The 21,579-nt window shown below is 67.8% G+C and carries 18 protein-coding genes; 11 read left to right on the top strand and 7 right to left on the bottom strand.

Going from position 1 to position 21,579, the window contains the following annotated elements:
• Positions 1–117: 117 nt before the first annotated feature.
• Positions 118–312: a DUF7455 domain-containing protein gene (locus ACQP0C_RS14690; RefSeq protein ID WP_029903635.1), complete on the top strand. Its 195-nt coding sequence runs from the start codon at positions 118–120 to the stop codon at positions 310–312.
• A gap of 111 nt (positions 313–423) precedes the next feature.
• On the opposite strand, the gene ACQP0C_RS14685 is transcribed toward ACQP0C_RS14690, so the two are convergent.
• Positions 424–1,140, bottom strand: a complete 717-nt coding sequence (locus ACQP0C_RS14685; RefSeq protein WP_433734552.1) for a TetR/AcrR family transcriptional regulator C-terminal domain-containing protein — start codon at positions 1,138–1,140, stop codon at positions 424–426.
• A gap of 149 nt (positions 1,141–1,289) precedes the next feature.
• On the opposite strand from ACQP0C_RS14685, the gene ACQP0C_RS14680 reads away from it, so the two are divergent.
• Together ACQP0C_RS14680 and ACQP0C_RS14675 are read left to right on the top strand one after the other, a co-directional pair.
• Complete coding sequence (locus ACQP0C_RS14680) at positions 1,290–3,074, top strand: DEAD/DEAH box helicase (protein ID WP_433733465.1); 1,785 nt, start codon at positions 1,290–1,292, stop codon at positions 3,072–3,074.
• Positions 3,074–3,643 (top strand): hypothetical protein, encoded by a 570-nt coding sequence (locus tag ACQP0C_RS14675; protein ID WP_433733464.1) that lies wholly within the window; start codon positions 3,074–3,076, stop codon positions 3,641–3,643. Before ACQP0C_RS14680 ends, ACQP0C_RS14675 begins: the two co-directional genes overlap by 1 nt.
• Positions 3,644–3,703: 60 nt before the next feature.
• Here the strand turns inward: ACQP0C_RS14675 and ACQP0C_RS14670 are convergent, their stop codons facing one another.
• On the bottom strand, positions 3,704–4,273 hold the full coding sequence (locus ACQP0C_RS14670) for a class I SAM-dependent methyltransferase (protein ID WP_433733463.1): 570 nt from the start codon (positions 4,271–4,273) through the stop codon (positions 3,704–3,706).
• A 55-nt stretch (positions 4,274–4,328) separates the two neighbouring features.
• Here ACQP0C_RS14670 and ACQP0C_RS14665 point away from each other — a divergent pair, with 55 nt between their 5' ends.
• Positions 4,329–5,144 carry an AraC family transcriptional regulator gene (locus tag ACQP0C_RS14665; protein WP_433733462.1) on the top strand — a complete coding sequence of 272 codons (816 nt, stop codon included), beginning with the start codon at positions 4,329–4,331 and terminating at the stop codon, positions 5,142–5,144.
• 42 nt (positions 5,145–5,186) lie between these two features.
• Here ACQP0C_RS14665 and ACQP0C_RS14660 read toward each other — a convergent pair whose 3' ends face one another.
• On the bottom strand, positions 5,187–5,927 hold the full coding sequence (locus ACQP0C_RS14660; protein WP_433733461.1) for an SDR family NAD(P)-dependent oxidoreductase: 741 nt from the start codon (positions 5,925–5,927) through the stop codon (positions 5,187–5,189).
• 106 nt (positions 5,928–6,033) lie between these two features.
• Here ACQP0C_RS14660 and ACQP0C_RS14655 point away from each other — a divergent pair, with 106 nt between their 5' ends.
• Positions 6,034–6,642, top strand: a complete 609-nt coding sequence (locus ACQP0C_RS14655; RefSeq protein ID WP_433733460.1) for a TetR/AcrR family transcriptional regulator — start codon at positions 6,034–6,036, stop codon at positions 6,640–6,642.
• A 6-nt stretch (positions 6,643–6,648) separates the two neighbouring features.
• Here ACQP0C_RS14655 and ACQP0C_RS14650 read toward each other — a convergent pair whose 3' ends face one another.
• Positions 6,649–8,307 (bottom strand): DEAD/DEAH box helicase, encoded by a 1,659-nt coding sequence (locus ACQP0C_RS14650; RefSeq protein ID WP_433734551.1) that lies wholly within the window; start codon positions 8,305–8,307, stop codon positions 6,649–6,651.
• Positions 8,308–8,713: 406 nt separating this feature from the next.
• Here ACQP0C_RS14650 and ACQP0C_RS14645 point away from each other — a divergent pair, with 406 nt between their 5' ends.
• The gene (locus ACQP0C_RS14645) at positions 8,714–9,850 is read left to right on the top strand and encodes a YihY/virulence factor BrkB family protein (protein WP_433734550.1); all 1,137 of its coding nucleotides are present in this window, start codon (positions 8,714–8,716) and stop codon (positions 9,848–9,850) included.
• On the opposite strand, the gene ACQP0C_RS14640 is transcribed toward ACQP0C_RS14645, so the two are convergent.
• A complete protein-coding gene (locus ACQP0C_RS14640; RefSeq protein ID WP_433733459.1) occupies positions 9,826–10,068 on the bottom strand; it encodes a DUF3039 domain-containing protein in 243 nt (80 codons plus the stop codon). The genes ACQP0C_RS14645 and ACQP0C_RS14640 overlap by 25 nt on opposite strands.
• Positions 10,069–10,240: 172 nt before the next feature.
• Here ACQP0C_RS14640 and ACQP0C_RS14635 point away from each other — a divergent pair, with 172 nt between their 5' ends.
• Positions 10,241–10,594, top strand: a complete 354-nt coding sequence (locus ACQP0C_RS14635) for a DUF3099 domain-containing protein (RefSeq protein WP_433734549.1) — start codon at positions 10,241–10,243, stop codon at positions 10,592–10,594.
• Positions 10,595–10,684: 90 nt separating this feature from the next.
• On the opposite strand, the gene ACQP0C_RS14630 is transcribed toward ACQP0C_RS14635, so the two are convergent.
• A complete protein-coding gene (locus ACQP0C_RS14630) occupies positions 10,685–12,019 on the bottom strand; it encodes an MFS transporter (protein ID WP_433733458.1) in 1,335 nt (444 codons plus the stop codon).
• 227 nt (positions 12,020–12,246) lie between these two features.
• Here ACQP0C_RS14630 and ACQP0C_RS14625 point away from each other — a divergent pair, with 227 nt between their 5' ends.
• The 4 genes from ACQP0C_RS14625 to ACQP0C_RS14610 all read left to right on the top strand — a co-directional run bounded on the left by ACQP0C_RS14625 (position 12,247) and on the right by ACQP0C_RS14610 (position 18,054).
• Entirely contained in the window at positions 12,247–12,987 is a 741-nt protein-coding gene (locus ACQP0C_RS14625) for a VOC family protein (protein WP_433733457.1), read from the top strand.
• Positions 12,988–14,103: 1,116 nt separating this feature from the next.
• Positions 14,104–15,621: a DUF7059 domain-containing protein gene (locus tag ACQP0C_RS14620; protein ID WP_433733456.1), complete on the top strand. Its 1,518-nt coding sequence runs from the start codon at positions 14,104–14,106 to the stop codon at positions 15,619–15,621.
• Between the two features lie 194 nt (positions 15,622–15,815).
• Positions 15,816–16,784 carry a sigma-70 family RNA polymerase sigma factor gene (locus ACQP0C_RS14615; RefSeq protein WP_397028468.1) on the top strand — a complete coding sequence of 323 codons (969 nt, stop codon included), beginning with the start codon at positions 15,816–15,818 and terminating at the stop codon, positions 16,782–16,784.
• Positions 16,785–17,037: 253 nt separating this feature from the next.
• Positions 17,038–18,054 carry a LacI family DNA-binding transcriptional regulator gene (locus ACQP0C_RS14610; protein WP_433733455.1) on the top strand — a complete coding sequence of 339 codons (1,017 nt, stop codon included), beginning with the start codon at positions 17,038–17,040 and terminating at the stop codon, positions 18,052–18,054.
• A gap of 736 nt (positions 18,055–18,790) precedes the next feature.
• Here the strand turns inward: ACQP0C_RS14610 and ACQP0C_RS14605 are convergent.
• Positions 18,791–21,556: a GNAT family N-acetyltransferase gene (locus ACQP0C_RS14605; protein WP_433734548.1), complete on the bottom strand. Its 2,766-nt coding sequence runs from the start codon at positions 21,554–21,556 to the stop codon at positions 18,791–18,793.
• Positions 21,557–21,579 lie beyond the last annotated feature (23 nt).

Here is a 21,579-nt window from a genome sequence, read left to right as displayed (position 1 = left end):
CGTCTGACAGAGTAGTCATACCACTGCTGGGAAGTAGCGGTAGCGAGCCCGCGGAGTGACCACGGGCCCCACACCAGGTGAACGGACTGTAGTGCCGGGAGCCAGGACGGAGGAGTCATGCCAGGAACCCTGACAAGCACCCCACTGACCGCGGTCGATCGTTGCGACCGCTGCGGTGCCGCCGCACGAGTTCGTGCCGTACTGCCCGCAGGTGGCGAGTTGCTCTTCTGCCAGCACCACGCGAATGAACACATGGATCGCTTGCGTGAGCTCGAAGCCGTGATCGACACGGAATCGGCTCCCGCCCTCTGACCAGTCCTCGCGTCCCGACACAACAACATCGCACAACAGAACATCGCTGATAGAACCGACAGCGGGCGACCTACAAGTCGCCCGCTGTCGGCGTTTGTTCATCGAAAGCGCTCACGCCGCTGCGGGATCGGCGAGAATGCCATCGAGCAGCTTCGCGAGTCCGAAGGCGAAGGCGCCCTCCGGGTCCGACGGCGCTTGATAGCGTTCGCCTACCGCCGCGCCGACCCGCGATGCGATCGGGAACTCCGCCACCGACATCACCTCGGTGAGCAGCGGACCATGCTGCTCCCACCACTGCGCGTCGGTCGATTCCGCGGTACTGCGGATTCCGGCGATCACCATCCGCGCATTACCCGTCGCGAATTCCGAGAGCACCGCGATCACGCGGTCCATAGCCAGATCCGATAACCCGATCCCCTCGATCGCGGCCAACTGCCGTTCATAGCGCCGCATCCGTCCCGGGCCGAGCACCAGCCGCCACGGCGGCACCTCGAGCAGCCAGGGATGAGCGATCAGCTCCGCACGCACCTGTTCGGCGATCGCGGCCATGCGATCGCGGACCGGCAGGTCGGCCGGGATCGGCGCGTCCTCGTGGGCGACCGCGTCGACCATCAAGACGATCAGCGCATCCTTGCTCGGCACATAGGTGTAGAGACTCATCGGCCGCAGATCCAGTTCGGCGGCGACGGCGCGGATCGACACCTTGTCGTACCCGTCTCGATCGGCGAGGGCGATGGCGGCGGCGATCACCGCATCGACGCTCACCGTCTGCTTCGGCCCGCGGCCGCGGGAACGCGGTGGCACTGCATGCCGCCACAGCAGACTCATCAGCTGTTTCGCCTGGTCGGGATCGGTCACGTGACCCTCTCGGAATTAACCCGGTACCGTGTACGTTGTTACAATACTCCGTACACCATACGACGATCTAGGGGTCCGCTCTGCCAAGCACACAGGCCACATATCTCCCTGACCGCCACATGTTCGCACTGTGGACGTGGACCGGATCCGGCCCGGGCCGCGCGCCCGAGGGCGATCGCGAAACCCTCGCGCTCGCGGTGCCGACGGCGCCACATGGCGCGATCGAAGTAACCGAGGTGGACTGCGCACTCGTCGATCCGGACGATCTGGTGCATCTGAACCTCACCGATGCGGGTCCGTCCGTACTGGCTTGGCGCGCAGTGCTTCAGGATGGGAGCGATCAGGACGATGCGCCTTCGGTCAACTCAGCGTCATTGATAGCGAACCGCTCTAAGCGACCTGTGCTTCCCACTGCCGCGCATGCTGTACCCGATGCGGTGGGGACGTCGATCGTATCCGCCGAGCGTGCGGTGCGGGTATTGCGCGAAACGCAGTGTGTTCGGCCGGAATTGCGGGAGGGGCTGAAGGCGCGATTGCGGCCGTACCAGGCGCGTGGCGTGGGATGGCTACACGAGACGGTGGCGGCTTATGGCGCAGCGGTGCTGGCCGACGAGATGGGGCTCGGGAAGACGGTGCAGACCATTGGGTTTCTGCTCGGGCGGGGTGGGTCCGGTCCGCAGCTCGTGGTTTGTCCGACATCGCTGGTCGGGAACTGGGCGCATGAGATCACGCGGTTCGCGCCGGGGCTGCGACCGGTGGTGTGGCGCGGGGGCGAGGTCTCGGACGAGCCCGGCACGGTTGTGGTGACCGGATATCCGATGTTGCGGCTGCACGGCGGCGCACTGGCCGATCAGCGGTGGGCGACGGTCGTTTTCGACGAGGCGCAGGCGCTCAAGAATCCGCGCACACAGATATCCAAGGCCGCGCGGGCGCTGTCGGCCCAGGCCACCGTCGCGCTGACCGGTACGCCGGTGGAGAACCATCTCGAGGAGCTGTGGGCCCTGCTGAATCTGGTGACGCCGCGACTGTTCGGGCACCGCACCCAGTTCCGGCGGCGGTTCGTCCGGCCGATCCACGAGGGTTCGGCGGCCGCGGCGGCCCGGTTGCGCGACACTGTCGAGCCGGTGTTGTTGGCGCGCAAGAAGGCACAGGTCGCCGCGTCACTGCCCGCGAAGATCCACAGCGATCTGCTGTGCGACCTCACCGCCGAACAGGAAGGGCTCTACGACCAACTGCTCGACAAGGCCATCGACGACGGCTTCGGGCACGGCCCCCAGCGGCAGAGCCGGGTGCTCGCGGCACTGACCGCCCTCAAACAGGTCTGTAACCATCCGGGCCTGATCACCGGCGAGCTCGGCGAATTGGCGGGCCGGTCCGGAAAGCTGGACCTGTGCGCCGATATCGTGGCCAATAACCTCGAAACCGGTGACCCGACACTGATATTCACTCAGTACCGTGCCACCGGCGACCTGCTGGTCCGCCACCTCTACGAGCAGTTCGGCGTGCGTGCGCCGTTCTTCCACGGTGGCCTCGATCAGGCCGAGCGCGCCGAAATCGTCACCGGCTTCCAGGCCGAGGATGGTCCGCCGGTCCTGATTCTGAGTCTGCGCGCGGCGGGCACCGGACTCACCCTGACCCGGGCCGCCGATGTCATCCATTACGACCGGTGGTGGAATCCGGCCGTCGAGGCCCAGGCCTCCGACCGGGTGCACCGCATCGGCCAGACCCGCACCGTCACCATTACCACCCTCACCTCGGGTACCACCGTCGAGGAACACATCGCGGGTATGCACGAGCGCAAATCCGCCCTCGCCGACCTCGGCGATTCGGCCGGTATCGCCGCGCTGGCCCGCCTCGACGACGATCAGCTCATCGAGATCCTGCGACGCAAGAGGGAGAACTGATGGCCGACAATGAATTCGGCTACACCGCCTGGGGGATGGACTGGGTCCGCCTCGCCGAACCCCTGCGCCAGACCCGTCCCGATCCGCTGCTGCCCCGGGCCCGCAGCATCGCCCGCAACAATGGCGTGCAGACCACCATCGAAGGGCACGTCATCCGTGCCGCCATCCACCGCGGCGGCCAAGCCTCGGTAACCCATCTCGAAGTCGCGCCGCTGTCCCGCCCGGCCATGATCGCGATCACCGAAATCATCCCGGACACAACGGTACTCACCGACGATATGCACCGCGCCCTGGTCACCGCCGGTACCAGCCCCGCCCCCGTGCTGGCCGGGACGGACTGCTCCTGCTCGGCGCGCTCCGCCCGCTGCGTGCACGTCCTCGCGCTGTACTACGACCTGGCCCGCCGCGTCGACGAGGACCCACGCCTGGCCCTGGACCTCCAAGGCTATTTCCGAGCGGCGCCACAAGATCCGGCAGCGCCGGTCGAATCACCCCGGTGGACCCCGCTCAATGCCCTCGACCCCGCGGATTACTTCGAGGCCGCCTTGCGCACAGCCCCGGTGCGGTAGGCCAGCCATACCCTGTTGATCTTGTCGACGACAAGCGCTGCCGACAATTCGCGGCGGGCGTCATTCGGGGCGACGAGCTCGGAAGCGGAAACTCGTTGTCCCGGTTTCGATCTCGACGTCGGTGAATCCGCTGCCCGCGAGGCGGTCGGCGGCGCGGTCCGGCGGTATCGGCAGGCAGGTGTCACCGAGATGCATCAAGCGGAATATCGGGCCGTCGAGGCCGTCGCTGCCAGCGAATACTCCGCCGGGGCGCAGGACGCGCAGGGCCTCGGCGAACAGAGCGTCCTGTTCGTCGACGGTGGGGAGGTGGTGCAGCATCGTGAAGCACACGACCGAATCGAATTGCCTCGGCGGCAAGGGCATATCCGCGCCGTCGCCCTCGATGACGGTCATCGTGCTGCCGTGCCGGGTGCGCAGTCGGCTGGCGAGCACCGGGTCGATTTCGACTCCGGTCAGCGTGGTCGTACGCTCACGCAAAGCACGCACGTTCGCACCGTAGCCGGGGCCGATCTCGAGTGCGCAGGCACCGAGGTCGAGGCCCGATAGCGCCCACGGGACGATCTTCGTCGCACTCGTGCGCTCCCAGAGCGCCGATCGGCACAGGAGCCTGTGGAAGTAGTTCATCGCCATGCGATTCACGCTAGGAGCGAACGGCGGTGACCACGACAGGCTACGGTGACAAGCTGTGTCGCCGAACGGCCAAGCCCTGATTCCGGGTCAACCCCGGCTGCCCCGTCGGACGCACGGCGGATCCCTGGTGCTCCCGGCCGCGATCGGCGATACCGCCATGGTGTTGGGTGTCGGCGTCGTGCCAGCGGGCTACTGGTTCGACACCCATGAACATCCGCAGCATCAAATCGCCTGGGCGGCACGGGGTGTCATCGCCGTTGAAATCGGCGACGGCTACTGGGTGCTGCCTCCGACGCGGGCATTGTGGATCCCCGGCGGCACCAGGCACCGAACCGGAACCACCGAGGGTGCGACCATGCGCGGCATCTTCGTGGCACCGGATCGGTGCCCGGTCTCCTGGGCCGCCCCGACCATGCTCCGTGTATCCCCGCTGCTGCACGAATTGTTCGATTACCTCACCAAACCCGAAACCGCCGCCGCGCGACGCGAACGCGCGGAGGCGGTGGTCTTCGATCTGCTCGAGCCGGTCGATGTGGTTTCGATCGGCGCGCGCCGACCCGTGGACACCCGAGCCGCACAGGTCGCCGACGCGCTGACTCGCCATCCCGCCGATGATCGCACGCTCGGCGAGTTCGCCAACGCCGTCGCCACCAGTCCGCGCACCTTGGCCCGACTGTTCGTCGCCGAGACCGGAATCAGCTTCGGTCAGTGGCGGACTCAGATCCGCCTCGCGGCATCGCTGCCCCTGCTCGCCGAGGGCTTGCCGATCGCCCGAATCGCCGGACGCGTGGGCTATGCCACCCCGAGCGCCTACGTCGCCGCCTTCCGTCGCGCCGTCGGCGTATCCCCCGGCCGCTATTTCTCGAGGTAGCCAGGTCCACGTTGTCCGGTGGAGATTCGGCGGATCCGACGATCAGGCGTTGGTGCCACCGTCGACGGTGAAGATCGAGCCCGTAATGCTGCGCCCGGAGGTTCCGGCGAGGAAGGCAACGGTGGCGGCGATGTCATCGGCGGTGCCGAAGCGGCCGAGGGCGGTCAGGCCGATTTGCTGCGGGGCGTGGTCGCCGTCGGCCGGATTCATATCGGTGTCGGTTGAACCGGGTTGCACCAGATTCACCGTGATGTTTCGCGGACCCAGCTCGCGCGCAAGCGCTTTCGTGAAGCCATTGAGCGCGGACTTGCTCAGGTTGTACAGCGCGAGTCCGCCGAACGCGGCGCGCTCGGACAGGTTGCTGCCGATGCTGATGATCCGCCCGCCCTCGGTCATATAGCTGACCGCCGCCTGCGCCCCGACGAACGCCGCACGCGCATGGATATTGAGTGCGCGATCGATCTCCTCGACGGTGAATTCCTCGAACGGTTTGGCAGGGAAGATGCCCGCGTTGTTGACCAGCACATCGAGCCTGCCCAATTCGGCCGCGACCCGATGCACGGCCGCGACGACGGCACCCGCGTCGGCGCTGTCGGCCTGAATCGCGACCGCCCGCCGCCCCGATGACTCCAATTCGGCGACCACCGATTTCGCCTGTAGCTCATTGTTCTGGTAGGTCAGCGCCACATCCGCGCCCGCATCGGCCAGGTGCCGGGCGATGGCCGCGCCGATCCCCCGACTGCCACCGGTCACCAGCGCCACCGTGCCCGTCAGATCCGACATCGCGACTCCTCCAATTTTTGTGTCGATCAGTACATAAATAGCTAAGCGCACGGGCTCGGACTGCGTCAAGGGGTATATTTAACGATCGACACAGAAAGGATCGGACATGGCCGAACGAGGACGCCCCCGCGCTTTCGACCGCGAGGTCGCCCTGCGCCAGGCCATGGAGGTGTTCTGGGAGCACGGCTATGAGGGCTCGTCGATGAGCGATCTCACCGCGGCGATGGGCATCAACTCACCGAGTCTTTACGCGGCCTTCGGAGGTAAGGAAGAGCTGTTCCGTGCGGCCATCGGCCTCTACGGCCGGACCGAAGGCGGCTACACCGCCCGTGCTCTGCGGGAGGAACCCACGGCACGCGCGAGCATCGAAGCGATGTTGCGCGACAACGCGATCGCCTACACCGTCGCGGATAAACCGCACGGCTGTATGGTCGTGCTCGCGGGCTCCACGTACACCACCCGCAGCCAGAGCATCCGCGACTTCCTGATCGAAAAGCGGCGCGAGACAACCGAAGACATCCGCGAACGTCTGGATCGCGGTATCGCCGAAGGTGATCTGCCCGCGGACACCGATACCGCCGCCCTGGCCAGTTTCTACACCACGGTCCTGTACGGCCTGTCGATCCGCGCGCGCGACGGCGCTACCCACGCCGAACTCACCCAGTCCATCGACTGCGCCATGGCGGCCTGGCCGGTCTCCGCGGCGGCCCGCTGACCGAAGCTACTTGCGGCGCAATGCCGCGATGCGCTCGCCGAGCTGATCGGCGGTTGCCAATGCCGTTGGCGGACCGCCACATTCACGCCGCAGCTCACCATGGATGACGCCGTGCGGCTTCCCGGTGCGATGGTGGTGCATGGCGACCAGGCTATTGAGCTCACGTCGCAGCTCACCGAGCTTGTCGGCGGTCGCGACGCGCTCGGCGGCCGAGGCGACCTGCGGGCCCGGATCGGGCGCGGCGGCCGCACCGCGTTCGGCCAACTGCCGCGACTGCCGTTCCCGCAGCAGGGCTCGCATCTGGTCCGCGTCGAGCAGTCCGGGAATGCCGAGGTAATCGGCCTCCTCGGCGCTACCGGCGAAAGTCGCGGTGCCGAAAGAGGATCCGTCGTAGATGACCTGGTCGAGCTCGGCGTCGGCGGCCAGCGCGACGAATGGCCGCTCGTCCTCTCCCGGCTCGTCCTGCTGCTTATTGGCCTCGATGAGCAGTTCGTCTTCTAGGCCGTTCTTCTCCCGATGCGGTTTGCCGATGACGTGATCGCGCTGCAGTTCCAGCTGCGCGGCCAGATCGAGCAACACCGGCACCGACGGCAGGAAGACGCTCGCGGTCTCGCCGGGCTTGCGCGCACGCACGAACCGGCCGATGGCCTGCGCGAAGTACAGCGGTGTCGAGGCGCTGGTCGCGTAGACGCCGACCGCGAGACGCGGCACGTCGACGCCCTCGGACACCATGCGCACCGCGACCATCCACGGCTGGGTGTTATTGCTGAACTCGGCGATCCGATCCGAAGAGGAGGGATCATCCGACAGCACCAGGGCGGGCTTGTCCCCCGAGATGTGTTCCAGCAGTTCGGCGTAATCGCGGGCCCGCTCCTGATCGGTGGCGATCACCAGACCACCGGCATCGGGCATACCGGTCGCGCGCAGCTGGCGCAGCCGGGTGTCCGCGGCGACCAGCACCTTGGACATCCAGTCCCCCGCCGGGTCCAGTGCGGTGCGCCACGCGCGGGCGGTGTGTTCGGCGCTCAGCGGCTCACCGAGGCGGGCGGAATACTCCTCGCCCGCGCTGTCGCGCCAGTGGGCCTCACCGGAGTACGCGAGGAAGACCACCGGCCGGACCACGCCGTCGGCCAACGCCTCGGCGTAGCCGTAGGCATGGTCGGCGCGCGAGCGCGGGAAACCCGCTTCATCGGGTTCGTAGGTGACGAATGGGATCTGACTGTCATCGCTGCGGAACGGGGTTCCGGTCAGGGCCAGCCGCCGGGTGGCGTCACCGAATGCCTCGGCGGTCGCATCGCCCCAGGACTTGGCATCGCCCGCATGGTGGATCTCGTCGAGAATCACCAGCGTTCTACGTCTTTCGGTGCGCACCCGGTGCCGTGCGGGATGCGAGGCGATCTGCGCGTAGGTGACCACGACGCCGTGATAGTCGCCGGAGGTCGCGCCGGTCGCGTTGGAGAAGCGCGAATCCAGCTGAATGCCCGCGCGAGCCGCGGACTGGGCCCACTGGTGTTTGAGATGTTCGGTCGGGGCGACCACGGTGATCTGGTCGACGGTGCGGTCGGCCAGCAGTTCGGCCGCGACCCGCAGCGCGAAGGTGGTCTTACCGGCGCCCGGCGTCGCCACCGCGAGGAAGTCCCTCGGCTTGGTGGCCAGATATTTCATCAGCGCCCGGCGCTGCCAGGCACGTAGCGAACCACTCGTGGAACCCGCGGCCCGCGATGTCTGCGAATCGCCCGGTGTTTCCGCTTCTCCCGCCACAGCGGCGCCACCCGACACAGTCACGCAGACGACCCTAGCTGTCCCCCATGGCGTGTCGCCAAACCGACGCGGCGTGGGCGACGGGCATCACATCCGAACGGCGCGCAACGCCCTGTTCATCTGCTGCCCATCGACGCGATGCGATGGCAAACCAGAACAATATGCTCGGATGCGCGATGCTGTAGGCATCATGACCGACGATGGTGCCCCAGCTCGTGAGTCCCCCGGGACCGGCGACCAGCCGATCCACAGCGGCGGTGGCGACGTGCAACCCACTGCGGCGATGTATGCCCGGCGCGCTGCCGCGCGGATGGCGCACGGCTCGCGACAGGGCGGCAAACTCGTCGTGCGGGTGGCGGTGAAGGCATGGAACGATTCGATTTTCACCAAATCCGCGGCTGCGGCGTTCTGGCAGACTATGTCGCTGGCGCCACTGCTGTTCGGTGTGCTCGGCAGCCTCGGCTACGTGGGGGAATGGTTCGGCCCCGATACCGTCCAGATCGTCCAGCAGAAGATCATCGCGTTCAGCCGGGACCTGTTCAGTGCCAGTGTGGTCAGCGATCTGATCGAACCGACGGTCACCGATGTGCTCGGCCGCGGGCGCGCCGCCTACGTGTCGGTGGGGTTCGTACTGTCGCTGTGGGCTGGGTCCTCGGCGATGTCGACCTTCGTGGATTCCATTGTCGAGGCGCACGGGCAGAAGGACGCCCGGCACCCGGTGTGGCAACGCATCTTCGCACTGCTGCTGTATGTGCTGTTCCTGGTGGTGGCGGTGTTCCTGCTGCCGCTGATCGCCCTGGGCCCGACATTGATCGGACGGGTGCTGCCGGAATCTTGGCGCGAGCCGGGGCTGCGGCTGATCGACTCGTTCTACTACCCGGGTGTCGGCTTCGTGCTGATCATCGGGCTCACCACGCTCTACAAGCTGGCGCTGCACAAATCGCTGCCGTGGCATCGGCTGTTCGGCGGGGCGCTGGTCGCGGGCGTGTTCTTCATGGCCGCCAGCGAAGGCCTGCGCCGCTACCTGGGCTGGGTCGCCAGGACCGGCGTCAGCTACGGCGCGCTCGCCACGCCGATCGCCTTCCTGCTGTTCACGTTCTTCCTCGGCTTCGCGGTGATCCTCGGCGCCGAATTCAACGCCGCGGTCCAGGAATTCTGGCCGGCCCGCAGCACCCGCATCGACCAAGTGAAGGAATGGTTGTCCAACCAGTTGGGTGGTGACGGATCAGATGACTCCGAGACCGACGATGACTGCGAGACCGACGACGCGTCCAGCGCCGACCCCGATGATCTCGGCACAGCGAAGCCCCCGAACCCTCCAGAAGCTCAGGGGCCGATCACACGGGCAGCCGATAGCGACGCCGATGCCGCCCGGGCGCATCGGCACGCGCCGGGCGCTGCGGCACCGCGGACGGAGTCGGCTCAGCCCTTGCGCAGGCCGTCGTAGACCTTCTTGCACTCCGGGCAGACCGGCGAGCCGGGCTTCGGGGAGCGGGTCACCGGGAAGACCTCACCACATAAAGCAACCACGTGGGTGCCCATGACGGCGCTCTCGGCGATCTTTTCCTTCTTCACATAGTGGAAGAACTTCGGGGTGTCGTCGCCCGTCGTCTCGTCGGTGGTCGTATCCGGGCGAACCAGAGTGTCGCTACTCACGGATTCCATGATGCCGCATCGGCGCGAACTCGGCCGATCACGGTCGGTCGCGCGCGCGTTCGTGCAGCTGACCTGGCCATGTGCGGTCCGGACTCGACAGTGGAAGACTCAGGGTATGCAGCAGTACGGCGACTCCCCTCACGCCGACGACATCGGCAGCGGTGATCGCCACGACGTGGCAATGCCGAAGCCTCCTCGCAAATCCACCGGCTACTTCCCGGGCAATGACGAGAAGCATCCGTTGCTGATCACCGAGGCGGCGCCGTCACTGGATGACCAGCACCGCGCACGGGTCCGCCGCTACACCATCATCATGGCCTTCCGCATCCCCTGCCTGATCCTCGCCGCGGTCGCCTACAGCATGTTCAGCAGCGCCCTGCTGTCCATCCTGATCATCACCGCCTCCATCCCCCTCCCCTGGATCGCGGTCCTCATCGCCAATGACCGCCCGCCCCGCCGCAAGGACGAACCCAGCCGCTGGGACCGCCCCCACACCGCCATCGAATCCCGCCCCCACCGCGCCATCGACACCTAACCCACCCCAGCCCCCAGCTGGACGGGCGATCACCATGCGCTCATGCAGGCAAACTCCGAGAGAGACCTGCATGGGCGCATTCTCGTCAGGTCAGGGGTGGCGGGGGATGGTGGCGGACATGAGGGATGCTGCGGCGCATAGGGCGCCGGCGATGTACCAGGCCAGGGTGTAGGAGCCCTGGAGGTCACGGATGATGCCTGCGCCGGTTGCGGCGATGGCGGAGCCGATCTGGTGGGAGGCGAAGACCCAGCCGAAGGCGACGGGGCCGTCGGCGCCGAAGAGTTCGCGGCAGAGCAGGACCGTTGGCGGGACCGTTGCGATCCAGTCCAGGCCGTAGAAGATGATGAAGACCCACATGGTCGGCTGGGTGTCCGGGGCGAATAGCGACGGCAGGATCAGCAGCGACAGGCCGCGCAGGGTGTAGTAGCCGACCAGCAGGTAGCGGGGGTCGGCCCGGTCGGTGAGCCAGCCGGAGAAGATGGTGCCCGCCACATCGAAGATGCCGACCAGGGCCAGCAGACTCGCGGCGGTGGTCGGCGGCATGCCGTGATCGTGTGCGGCACTGACGAAATGGGTTCCGACCAGGCCGTTGGTGGAGGCGCCGCAGATCGCGAATCCGCCTGCGAGCAGCCAGAATCCGGGTTTGCGCGCGATCGTGGCCAGCACGGTCAGTGCCCGGGTCGCGCCACCGGAGGCGGGGACGCGGAGCCCGACCGTGCTGCCCGGTTCGGCGCCGTAGGCGGAAACGCCGACGTCACTGGGAAAGTCGCGGATGAACAACAGGACCAGCGGCACCACCGCCAGCGCGACACCTGAGACGATCACCGAGGGCACCCGCCAACCGTGCGCATGCGCTACCGCCGATACCAGCGGCAGGAAGATCAGCTGCCCGGTCGCGCCCGCGGCGGTGAGCACGCCGGTCACCAAACCACGCTGGCGCACGAACCAGCGGCCGGTGATCGTGGCCACGAAGGGCATGGACATCGAGCCGACGCCGATACCCACCAGCAGGCCCCAGGTCGCGACCAAATGCCAAGGCTGGGTCATGAATACGGTGAGCCCGCTGCCCGCCGCGACGAGCACCAGTGCGCACGCGACCACCCGTCGAATGCCGAACCGATCCATCAGCGCCGCGGCGAACGGCGAAATCAGACCGTACAGCAGCAGATTCAGCGAGACCGCGGCCCCGATGGTGCCGTGCGACCAGCCGAACTCCTCGTGCAGCGGATCCAGCAGCACACTCGGCACCGAACGGAACGCGGCCGCGCCGAGCAGTGCGATGAATCCCACACCGGCGACGATCCAGGCGGGGTGCAGCCGCCGCGTCACGGTATCGACAGGTCCCGGCGTCGGCGGTGTTCGCAGTTCGGTCACCCGCTGAGACTGCCGGAATTTCGCGCGCCGAACGAGTGGCCGGAATGCCATTAACCGCCAAGATCGTGCCAGACACGCCGATCGGAAACTACCTCGACAGCATCAAGCGCTGCCCTTACTGTGTGGCGGGGATACGCGCCGGGAACTCCCCCGGCGCCAGTGATGTGCGACACACCTGCGCCGAATAGCGTGCAGGACGCCGTCGAAGCGCGGAAGGTGCGACACCATCGCACGGCGCTCTCGACACGAGAGCTTCCGCAGGAAACAGGAGACACAGCATGATTCGGTGGGTCTGGGCCTTCCTCGATCGCCCGACACAACGTTTCGACGAATGCACGACGTTCTGGTCGACGATCACCGGCACCCAGCTCTCGCCCCCGCGCGGTGACAACGACGAATTCCTCACGCTCCTACCGGATCCCGCACTGTTCGCGGCCGCAGGCGTCAAGATGCAGGCGGTGACCGGACTCGGCGGTGTGCACCTCGATATCGATGTCGAGGATGTCACGGCGGCGGTCCGCATCGCGCTCGATCTCGACGCCGAACTGGTCGCCAACCACAAGAGCTATGCCGTTCTGCGCTCACCCGGCGGTCAGATCTTCTGCTTCACCCCGAGCGGCCGCGCCAAAGCCACACCCGCACCGGCCTTCCGCGCCCCGGACGGCACCCTGACCCGCCTCGATCAGGTCTGCCTCGATATCGGACCCACCGGCCACGCCGCCGAAACCCGGTTCTGGACCACCCTCACCAACTGGGACCTGACCCAAGGCCGTCTGCCCGAATTCGCCCGCCTGCGCGCGAAAGAGCCGATGCCCGTACAACTTCTGCTGCAACGCCTCGGCGAGGACCGCCCGACCAGCGCGCATATCGACCTGGCCTCCGCCGATATCGATGCCACCGCGGCCTGGCACCAGTCCCTCGGCGCGACCCTCATCGAGCGCCACGAGCACTGGATCGTCATGTCGGACCCCGCCGATGCCCTGTACTGCATCACCGGGCGCGACCCGAACGGCGTCTGATCCGTGCGGGCGCTGAGGAGACTGCGCCCGCACCGCCGACCCGCACGCCGAGCAGGGGGTCCATACCGACAGCCCGAACCTGGCAAGATGCCGTCTGCTCTGGCGTCGACCCTCTCGTCCCGGCACTGGCCGTCTCGTCCGGCGCTGCCCTCTCACTGCGCTCGCCGTCACGTCGGGCGTCGACCTCTCGTCGGGCGCTGGCCCTCTCGTCCGGTGTCGGCCATCACGGCACCGACCATCACCTCCGGCACTGACCGTCACGTCCGGCGTCGGCCATCACCTCCAGCACTGACCCTCTCGCCCGGCGTCGGCGGCGTCGGCCATCACGGCGCTGGCCGTCACGTCGGGCGTCGGCCATCACGTCCGGCGCTGACCCTCTCGTCCGGCGCTGGCCGTCTCGTCGGGTGTCGGCTCTCTCGTCCGGCACTGGCCGTCTCGTCCAGCGCTGGCCGTCTCGTCGGGCGTCAGCTCTCTCGTCCGGCACTGGCCGTCTCGCCCGGCGTCAGCCATCACATCCGGCACTGACCCTCTCGCCCGGCGTCGGCCATCACATCCGGCACTGACCCTCTCGCCCGGCGTCGGCCATCACATCCGGCGTCGGCCATCACGGCGCTGGCCGTCACGTCGGGCGTCAGCCATCACGTCCGGCACTGACCCTCTCGCCCGGCGCTGGCCGTCTCGTCGGGCGTCAGCTCTCTCGTCCGGCACTGGCCGTCTCGCCCGGCGTCAGCCATCACATCCGGCACTGACCCTCTCGCCCGGCGTCGGCCATCACGTCCGGCGTCGGCCATCACGGCGCTGGCCGTCTCGTCCGGCGTCAGCCATCACGTCCGGCACTGACCCTCTCGCCCGGCGTCGGGCATCACGTGCGGCACTGCCCCCTCTCGCCTGGCGCTGTCTCTCTCGTCCGGCCTCGGCCATCACGGCGCTGGCCGTCTCGTCGGGCGTCGGCCATCACGTCCGGCCCTGGCCATCTCGTCCGGCGTCGGCCGTCTCCTGGCATCAGCCGTCTCTCCTGCATCGGCCATCCCGCGTGGCACGGGTCGGCGAGCCCGGACCAGGTGACACGACGGACGCGTTTCGGTTGCTGGCGTGTCGCGGTGGCAGAGTACCTATGTGGCTACCAACCAGACGACCACCGGATCGCTGCTCACCGCGCTGTGCCCCGATCTGCGGGCCGCACTGACCCGCGTCGGCTACGACGCCGACACGCTGCTGGAAGTGCTCGGGCCGGATGCGCACGCGGCGCTCGGCCGCTCCGAACCGGTACCGGTGCGCCGAGCCGCGCGCGCGGCCGGAGCTCTCGGCACCCTGATCCGTCTGTTGCTGCTCGGTGACGTGCTGCCTGAACGCGAGGTCGCCGCCGCACTGGCACCGCTGGATATCGATCGCGCGGTGGTGGCGGGCCTACTGACCCGCGATGGCGACGACGTGCGCGCGGCCCTGGATCTGCGCCCGCTCGACACCGGCGGTGGCACCCGCTGGATCCTGTCCGACCTCGACGATTCGATGCGCAAGCGCACGCTGAGCGAGGACCATGTGCTCGGCGTCGGCCATGCCTCGCTCTCGCTGCTGCGCGCCACCCCGACCCGCCGCGTCGGTTCGGTGCTCGATCTCGGCACCGGCTGTGGCGTCCAGGCCGTACACGCCGCCGCTTACGCCGATCGCGTGACCGCCACCGACGTGAATGCCCGCGCCCTGTGGCTGGCCGAGGCCACGGCCGCGCTCAATGAACTCGATATCGAACTCCTCGAAGGATCCTGGTTCGAACCGGTCGCCGGTCGCCGCTTCGACCAGGTGGTCGCCAATCCGCCGTTCGTCGTCGGCCCCGCCCGCATCGAACACACCTACCGCGACTCCGGCCTCGCCCTGGACGGCGCAAGCGAATTGGTGATCTCGCAGGCCTCCGATCTGCTCGCCCCCGGCGGCACCGCCGCGATGCTGGCGGCCTGGGTGCATGTGGACGGCGAGGATTGGCGCCAACGGGTTTCGTCCTGGTTGCCCGCGCACGGTGTCGACGCCTGGGTGGTCCAGCGCGATATCGCCGATCCGGCCCTCTATGTCGGAACCTGGTTGCGCGACGCGGGTTTGGATCCGCGCGACCCGGCCGCACAGGCCCGCGCCGAACAGTGGCTCGATGCCTTCACCGAAGCCGACGTCGATGGCATCGGCTTCGGCTTCGTCTACCTGCACGCCATCGACGGCCCGACCGAATTGCTCGCCGAGGACCTGACCCACGGCTTCGACGATCCGCTCGGCGCCGAGGCCACCGCGTACTTCGCGCGCTCGGCCTGGCTGCGCCGCGCTGCCGCCTCCGAAAACCTGGCCTGGACTTCACGTTTCGTCGTCGATTCGGCCACCGCGCTGGAACGGGTCTATCTGCACGGCGAATTCGGCTGGGACCAGCAGGTAGCGCGGCTGCATCGCGGCGACGGTCCGCGCTGGCAGCACGAGGTGGATGAGTCCACCATCGCACTCGTGGCGGGAATGCGCCCCGACGGTTTGCCGTTACAAGAGCTGGTCGAACTGCTCGCACTCGCCGATGGCATCGGCGAGGTCACAGAGGAGTTCGCGGCCGACGCATTATCCGTGGTGGCCGGGTTGATTCGCCACGGTTTGGTACGGCCTGTGTAACGAAGCGGCAACCGCACGCCTCGCATCCGAGACATCGCGCACGGGCTGTTCCGACAGGGTGGGGTTCTCAGGAACTTCTCAGACGCGAGTAACGGAAACCGCAGTTCAGAGCGGTTTATCGGAGCAGTAGCGGGGAACTTTCTTCCTGTCGGGTCCGTTGATCGGAGTGAGACACCACCGACAGGAGGCAAGTCATGACAAGCCCCGCCACCACTCGTGTGCGCACCAGCGATTCGGACCTCGACGCCCAGAGCCCTGCCGCCGACCTGGTACGTGTGTACCTGAACGGGATCGGCCGTACCGCACTGCTCACGGCAGCCGACGAGGTCGAGCTGGCCAAGCGCATCGAGGCGGGCCTCTATGCGCAGCATCTGCTGGAGACCGGCAAGCGGCTGTCGGCCACCCGCAAGCGCGATCTGGCCATTATCGTCCGCGAGGGTCAGTCCGCGCGCTCGCATCTGCTCGAAGCCAACCTCCGGCTCGTCGTCTCGCTCGCCAAGCGCTACACCGGCCGCGGCATGCCGTTGCTCGACCTGATCCAGGAGGGCAATCTCGGCCTGATCAGGGCGATGGAGAAGTTCGACTACAGCAAGGGCTTCAAGTTCTCCACCTATGCCACCTGGTGGATCCGTCAGGCGATCACCCGCGGCATGGCCGATCAGAGCCGCACCATCCGCCTTCCCGTGCACCTGGTCGAGCAGGTCAACAAGCTCGCCAGGATCAAGCGCGAACTGCATCAGCAGCTCGGCCGTGAGGCCACCGACGCGGAGCTGGCCAACGAATCGGGCATCCCGGTCGACAAGATCTCCGATCTGCTCGACCACAGCCGCGACCCGGTAAGCCTGGATATGCCCGTCGGCAACGACGAAGAGGCGCCGCTCGGCGATTTCATCGAGGACTCCGAGGCCACCTCGGCCGAATCCGCCGTGATCGCCGGACTGCTGCACCACGACGTGCGCAGCGTGCTCGCCACCCTGGACGAGCGGGAGCAGCAGGTCATCCGCCTGCGCTTCGGCTTGGACGACGGCCAACCGCGCACCCTCGATCAGATCGGCAAGCTCTTCGGGCTCTCCCGTGAGCGGGTGCGCCAGATCGAGCGTGAGGTCATGTCGAAGCTGCGCAAGGGTGAGCGGGCCGATCGCCTGCGCGCCTACGCCAGCTGAGCACAATTCCGCAGTAGCTCGTGCCGGTGATCCCGGCACCTGCCCCAGGCGCCGGACCACATCCGAGGCCGGTCCGGCGTCCGGCTTGGTGACCTCGGACGGGTCACCTCGAAACGCCGACCGGTGTCCGCGCGTCCCGCCCCCTCCGGGTTTCGCGCGAGCCGGTCGGCGATCCTCTTGTCGAAAGGCCCTCGCGGCCAGCGCTTCCCATGGTCGGCGATGGCTCATGGGGCGCGGTGCCTAGTATTTCCGCATGCAGGGACCGACACTGCGCGATGTGGCCTCGGCGGCCGGTGTGCATACCGCCACGGCGTCGCGCGCACTCAACCCGAACGCTCGTGCCCTGGTGCATCCGGACACCGCACGCCGGGTGCTGCGTGCGGCGGAATCGCTGGGCTACCGCCCGAATCCGATTGTCAGGAACCTGAAGACCATCAAGTCCGGCACTGTCGGGCTGGTCATCCCCAACCTCACCAACCCGCTGTTTCCTCCGATAGTGCGCGGCATCGAGGAAGTCCTGGCCGCCGCCGGGTACAGCACACTCATCGTCAATACCGACGATCGGCCCGACCGCGAGCAGGCCCAGATCACATCACTGCGCTCGCGCCAGGCCGAAGGTCTGATCATCGCCACCGCACTGCTGGAGCATCCCCTGCTGCGGCAGTTGCAGGAGCAGCGCCTGCCGATGGTGCTCGTCAACCGCCGCACCGAGGGGCTCGACATCGGATCGGTCGTCGCCAATGACGCGGCGGGCATCGCGCTCGCGGTGCGTCATCTGGTCGATCTGGGCCACCGCCGAATACTGCACCTCGCGGGCCCGCAGACCGCCTCCACCGGTGTCGAGCGCCTGCGTGGCTTCCGAACCGCCGTTCGCGAACACGGTCTCGACGACTGCAGTCGAATCATGGTGTGTGACAGCTGGACCGAAGATGCCGGTGCTCGCTCCCTGCATGCCGCATTGGACTCCGGCGCGCAGGTCACCGCCGTGGTCGCCGGAAACGATCTCATCGCCCTCGGCTGCTATGACGCTCTCACCGAACGCGATATCACCTGCCCCACCGATATCAGCGTGATCGGCTTCAACGGCCTGCCCTTCCTGGACAAGCTCAATCCCCCTCTGACCACCATCGCCATCCCCCACCACGACATCGGCCGAGAAGCCGCCCGCATGCTCCTGGAATCCATCGCCGAACCCGACCGCAGCCCTCGCTCGGTCCTCCTGCCCCCATCCCTGGTCATGCGCGGCTCCACCGCCCCACCCCACCACTAACCGATCCGATCGCCCGTTCCCCCGCCGTCCGGGACGCCGCCACCCAGCACGGCCTCCAGCCGCTTCGACTCCGGCGTCGTCCAAGCGCTACCCATCAATAGCGAAACGCTCTGGCCGATTCAGTCGACCTCCGATACGAAACCGGCACGCCACCAACACTCTCGGCGCAGCGGCCAGTCCTGCGTTAGCGACGCCTGCCGGTCCACCTATCCGACGCACTACAAGCCACCATCGAAACACTGACCGATCCAATCGCCCAGTCCCCGAGTCACCTGCCAGACCACCGACATTCCGGGCGCGGATGCCGGTCCGGCGATCGCAACCCTGCCGGTCCACCTATCCGACGCACTACAAGCCACCATCGAAACACTGACCGATCCAATCCCCCGGTCCCCGAGTCACACCTGCCAGACCACCGACATTCCGGGCGCGGATGCCGGTCCAGCGGTCACAACCCGGCCGGTCATCCATCCGACGCGCCACGAGCCATCATCGAAACACGCTGACCGATCCGACCGCCCGGTCCCCGAGTCGCGCCCGCCACGCTGCCGACATTCCGGGCGCGGATGCCGGTCCAGCGGTCGCAACCCGGCCGGTCATCCATCCGACGCACGACCGAGCCGATGTCGAAGCGATCGACCCCCGGGCGAGACGGGCACGGCGGATCGCTGGGAGTTCGTTGCTCGGTCCCACGGCTTGGGCATCCCCGGGACATCGCCGCGAGGGGCGGGAGTGGTCAGCCCAGGCGGCGGGGGCCGGTGTCGAAGCGGCTGGGTTCGGGGCCGATGCGGGCTCGGGCGTAGAGGATGGCGGCGGCGTTCGGGGAGGCCAGGACGGGGTCGAAGGATAGTTCGCGGATTTCTGGGAGGTCGTCGAAGAGGGCCGAGACGCGTTGGGCGAGTTCGGCAAGGGCGGGTTTGTCGACGCGCGGGCTCGCGGGGGTGCCGGATAGCAACGGGGCCGCCCGGGGGGCCTCGATCAGCGCGGTGGCCTCGTCGGCGGTGAGCGGGAGGGCACGGTAGGCGCGATCGCCGAGGAGTTCGATGATCATGCCCGAGAGGCCGAATTCGATGACCGAGCCGAAGGACGGGTCGTCCTGCACCCGCAGCACACAGCCGACACCCGGGTTGGCCATCTTCTGGATGTGCACCGCCGGATCACCGCACAGCTCCACCAGGTGCGAATACGCCTGGCGCACGGCCTCCGGGCGCCACAGGTCCAAGCGGACACCGCTGAGATCCGGTCGCCGCCGCCACATTTCGCCGGTCGCCTTGGCGGCCACCGGATAGCCGAGTTCCTCGGCCGCCGCCACCGCCTCGTCGGGACTGCGCACCTCACGGAACTCGACGACGCGAATGCCGTAACAGTCCAACAGGTCCACCGCTTCCAGGTCGGTCAGCCACCGACCATCGGACTCCAGCATCCATCCGGCCACCAATCGCTTGGCCCGCTCCGCGTCGATACCCGCCGGACGCACCACCGTCGAAACCGGTTTCGTGCGCCACTGCGCATACCGACGCGCCTTGGCAAGTGCCCGCGCGGCCCGCTCCGGATCCGGATACGACGGAATCGACCCGTGCACCGCTGTACCGCTCCGACCGCGCACCGCGAGGAGGTTCGGAATCCCTTGCTCGGCTACAAAAGTGGTGAGAATGGGCTTGCCCGAATTGGGCACAGCCACCGCGGCCTCGCGGATGGCATCGGCGAATCCGGCCATCGGCAGCGGCACCGGTGGCGCGAAAACCACGATCACCGCATCGATCTCATCCGAGCGCAGTGCGGCGACCACCGCGTCCAGATACGCGCCCGGCGTCGCGTTCGGACCGAGATTCACCGGATCGCCGACCGACTCCTCGTCCACCACCCGTTCGGTGGGACGGGGACGACGGACGTCCTCCGACGCCACCGCGTCGGGCCGCCGCACCTCCAGCCCCTCACCGTGCGCCGCATCGACGGCCAGCCAGTTCAATGCCGCGCTATTGCCGATCACGGCAACCCGTGGACCGGCGGGCAGCGGCTGATAGCCGAGCAGCGCGGCGCAGTCGAACAGCTCCGAAATCGAGTCGACCTGAACGATTCCCGACTGCGCGAACAGGTCACGCACGATGGAGCGGTCCATATCGCCGGTCGGCTGGGACCGCGCGGCCAGCCGGCCGCTGCTCACCGCGACGATCGGTTTACTGCGCGCGACCCGACGCGCGATCCGGGAGAACTTGCGCGGATTACCGAAGCTCTCCAGATATAGCAGGATCACATCGGTGGCGGAATCGGTGTCCCAGTACTGCAGCAGATCGTTGCCGGAAACGTCGGCGCGATTGCCCGCCGAGACGAAGGTGGACAACCCCAGGTTGCGTGCGGCGGCCTCACCGAGGATCGCCGCACCCAATGGCCCGGACTGACAGAAGAATCCGATCCGCCCGCGCCCGGGCAGCACCGAGGCGAGGGTGGCGTTCAACGAGACCGCCGCGTCGGTGTTCGCGATGCCGAGCGCGCTCGGCCCGACCACCCGCATCCCGTGTCCGCGCGCCGCCGCGACCAGTTCGTGCTCGGCGACCACACCACCGGCGCCGGTCTCCCCGAAGCCCGCGGTCAGTACGACCAAACCCTTGACGCCCTTGGCCATACAGTCGTCGAGGACCGAGCCGATCGCCTCGGGAGGCACGGCGACCACGGCCAGATCCACCTCGTCGGGGATGTCGCGCACGGTGGGATAGGCCCGTACCCCGCGCACCGATCTGCGGTTCGGATTGACCGGGAACACCGGCCCCTGGAACACCCCGGACAGCATATTGGCCAGGATCACCCCGCCGACCCGGGCCGGACCCATGGTGGCGCCGATCACCGCGACCGAACGCGGCGCGAGCAGATTGCCCACACTGCGCGCCTCGGAGGCGCGTTCGCGCGAATCCCGCACCGAGAGTAGGGCTTCGGTGGGATCGATGGCGAATTCCAGATGCAGTACCGAACCGTCCCTGCTGCGCTCCACCTGATAGCCCGCGTCACGGAAGACGGTGACCATCACGGTGTTCTCGGCGAGTACCTCGGCGACGAAGGTTTCGATCTTGTTCTCGGCGGCCGCCCCGGCCAGGTGTTCGAGCAGGATCGACCCGAGTCCGCGCCCTTGGTGTTCGTCGGCCACCACGAACGCGACCTCGGCGGCGCGTGGTCCGGAGCGGTCGGTCAGCAGTTCATAGCGACCTACCGCGATGATCGCCTCCCCGAGCACCAGCAGCAGTCCGACCCGGTCGTGATGATCGACATGGGTGGAGCGGTACAGATCCTTGGGCGAAATGCGCGGATACGGACCGAAGTAGCGCAGATATCGGGTGCGATCCGACAGTGCCGCGTGGAACTCCTGCAGCCGATCGGCGTCGGCGGGCGTGATCGGGCGCAATCGCACCACGCCACCGTCGGAGGCGAGCACATCGGCGAACCAGTGCTGCGGCGGCGGTGGCGGCACCACCGGAGTGCTGGGCGAATCCGAGATGGGCGAATCCGGGATGGGCGAATCCGAGATGGGTGGGT

The organism is Nocardia sp. CA-129566, assembly GCF_050956075.1.
Classification (GTDB): Bacteria; Actinomycetota; Actinomycetes; order Mycobacteriales; family Mycobacteriaceae; genus Nocardia.
The sequence above is the reverse complement of the archived record's forward strand: the minus strand, read 5'-3'. Positions and strand labels throughout refer to the sequence as shown.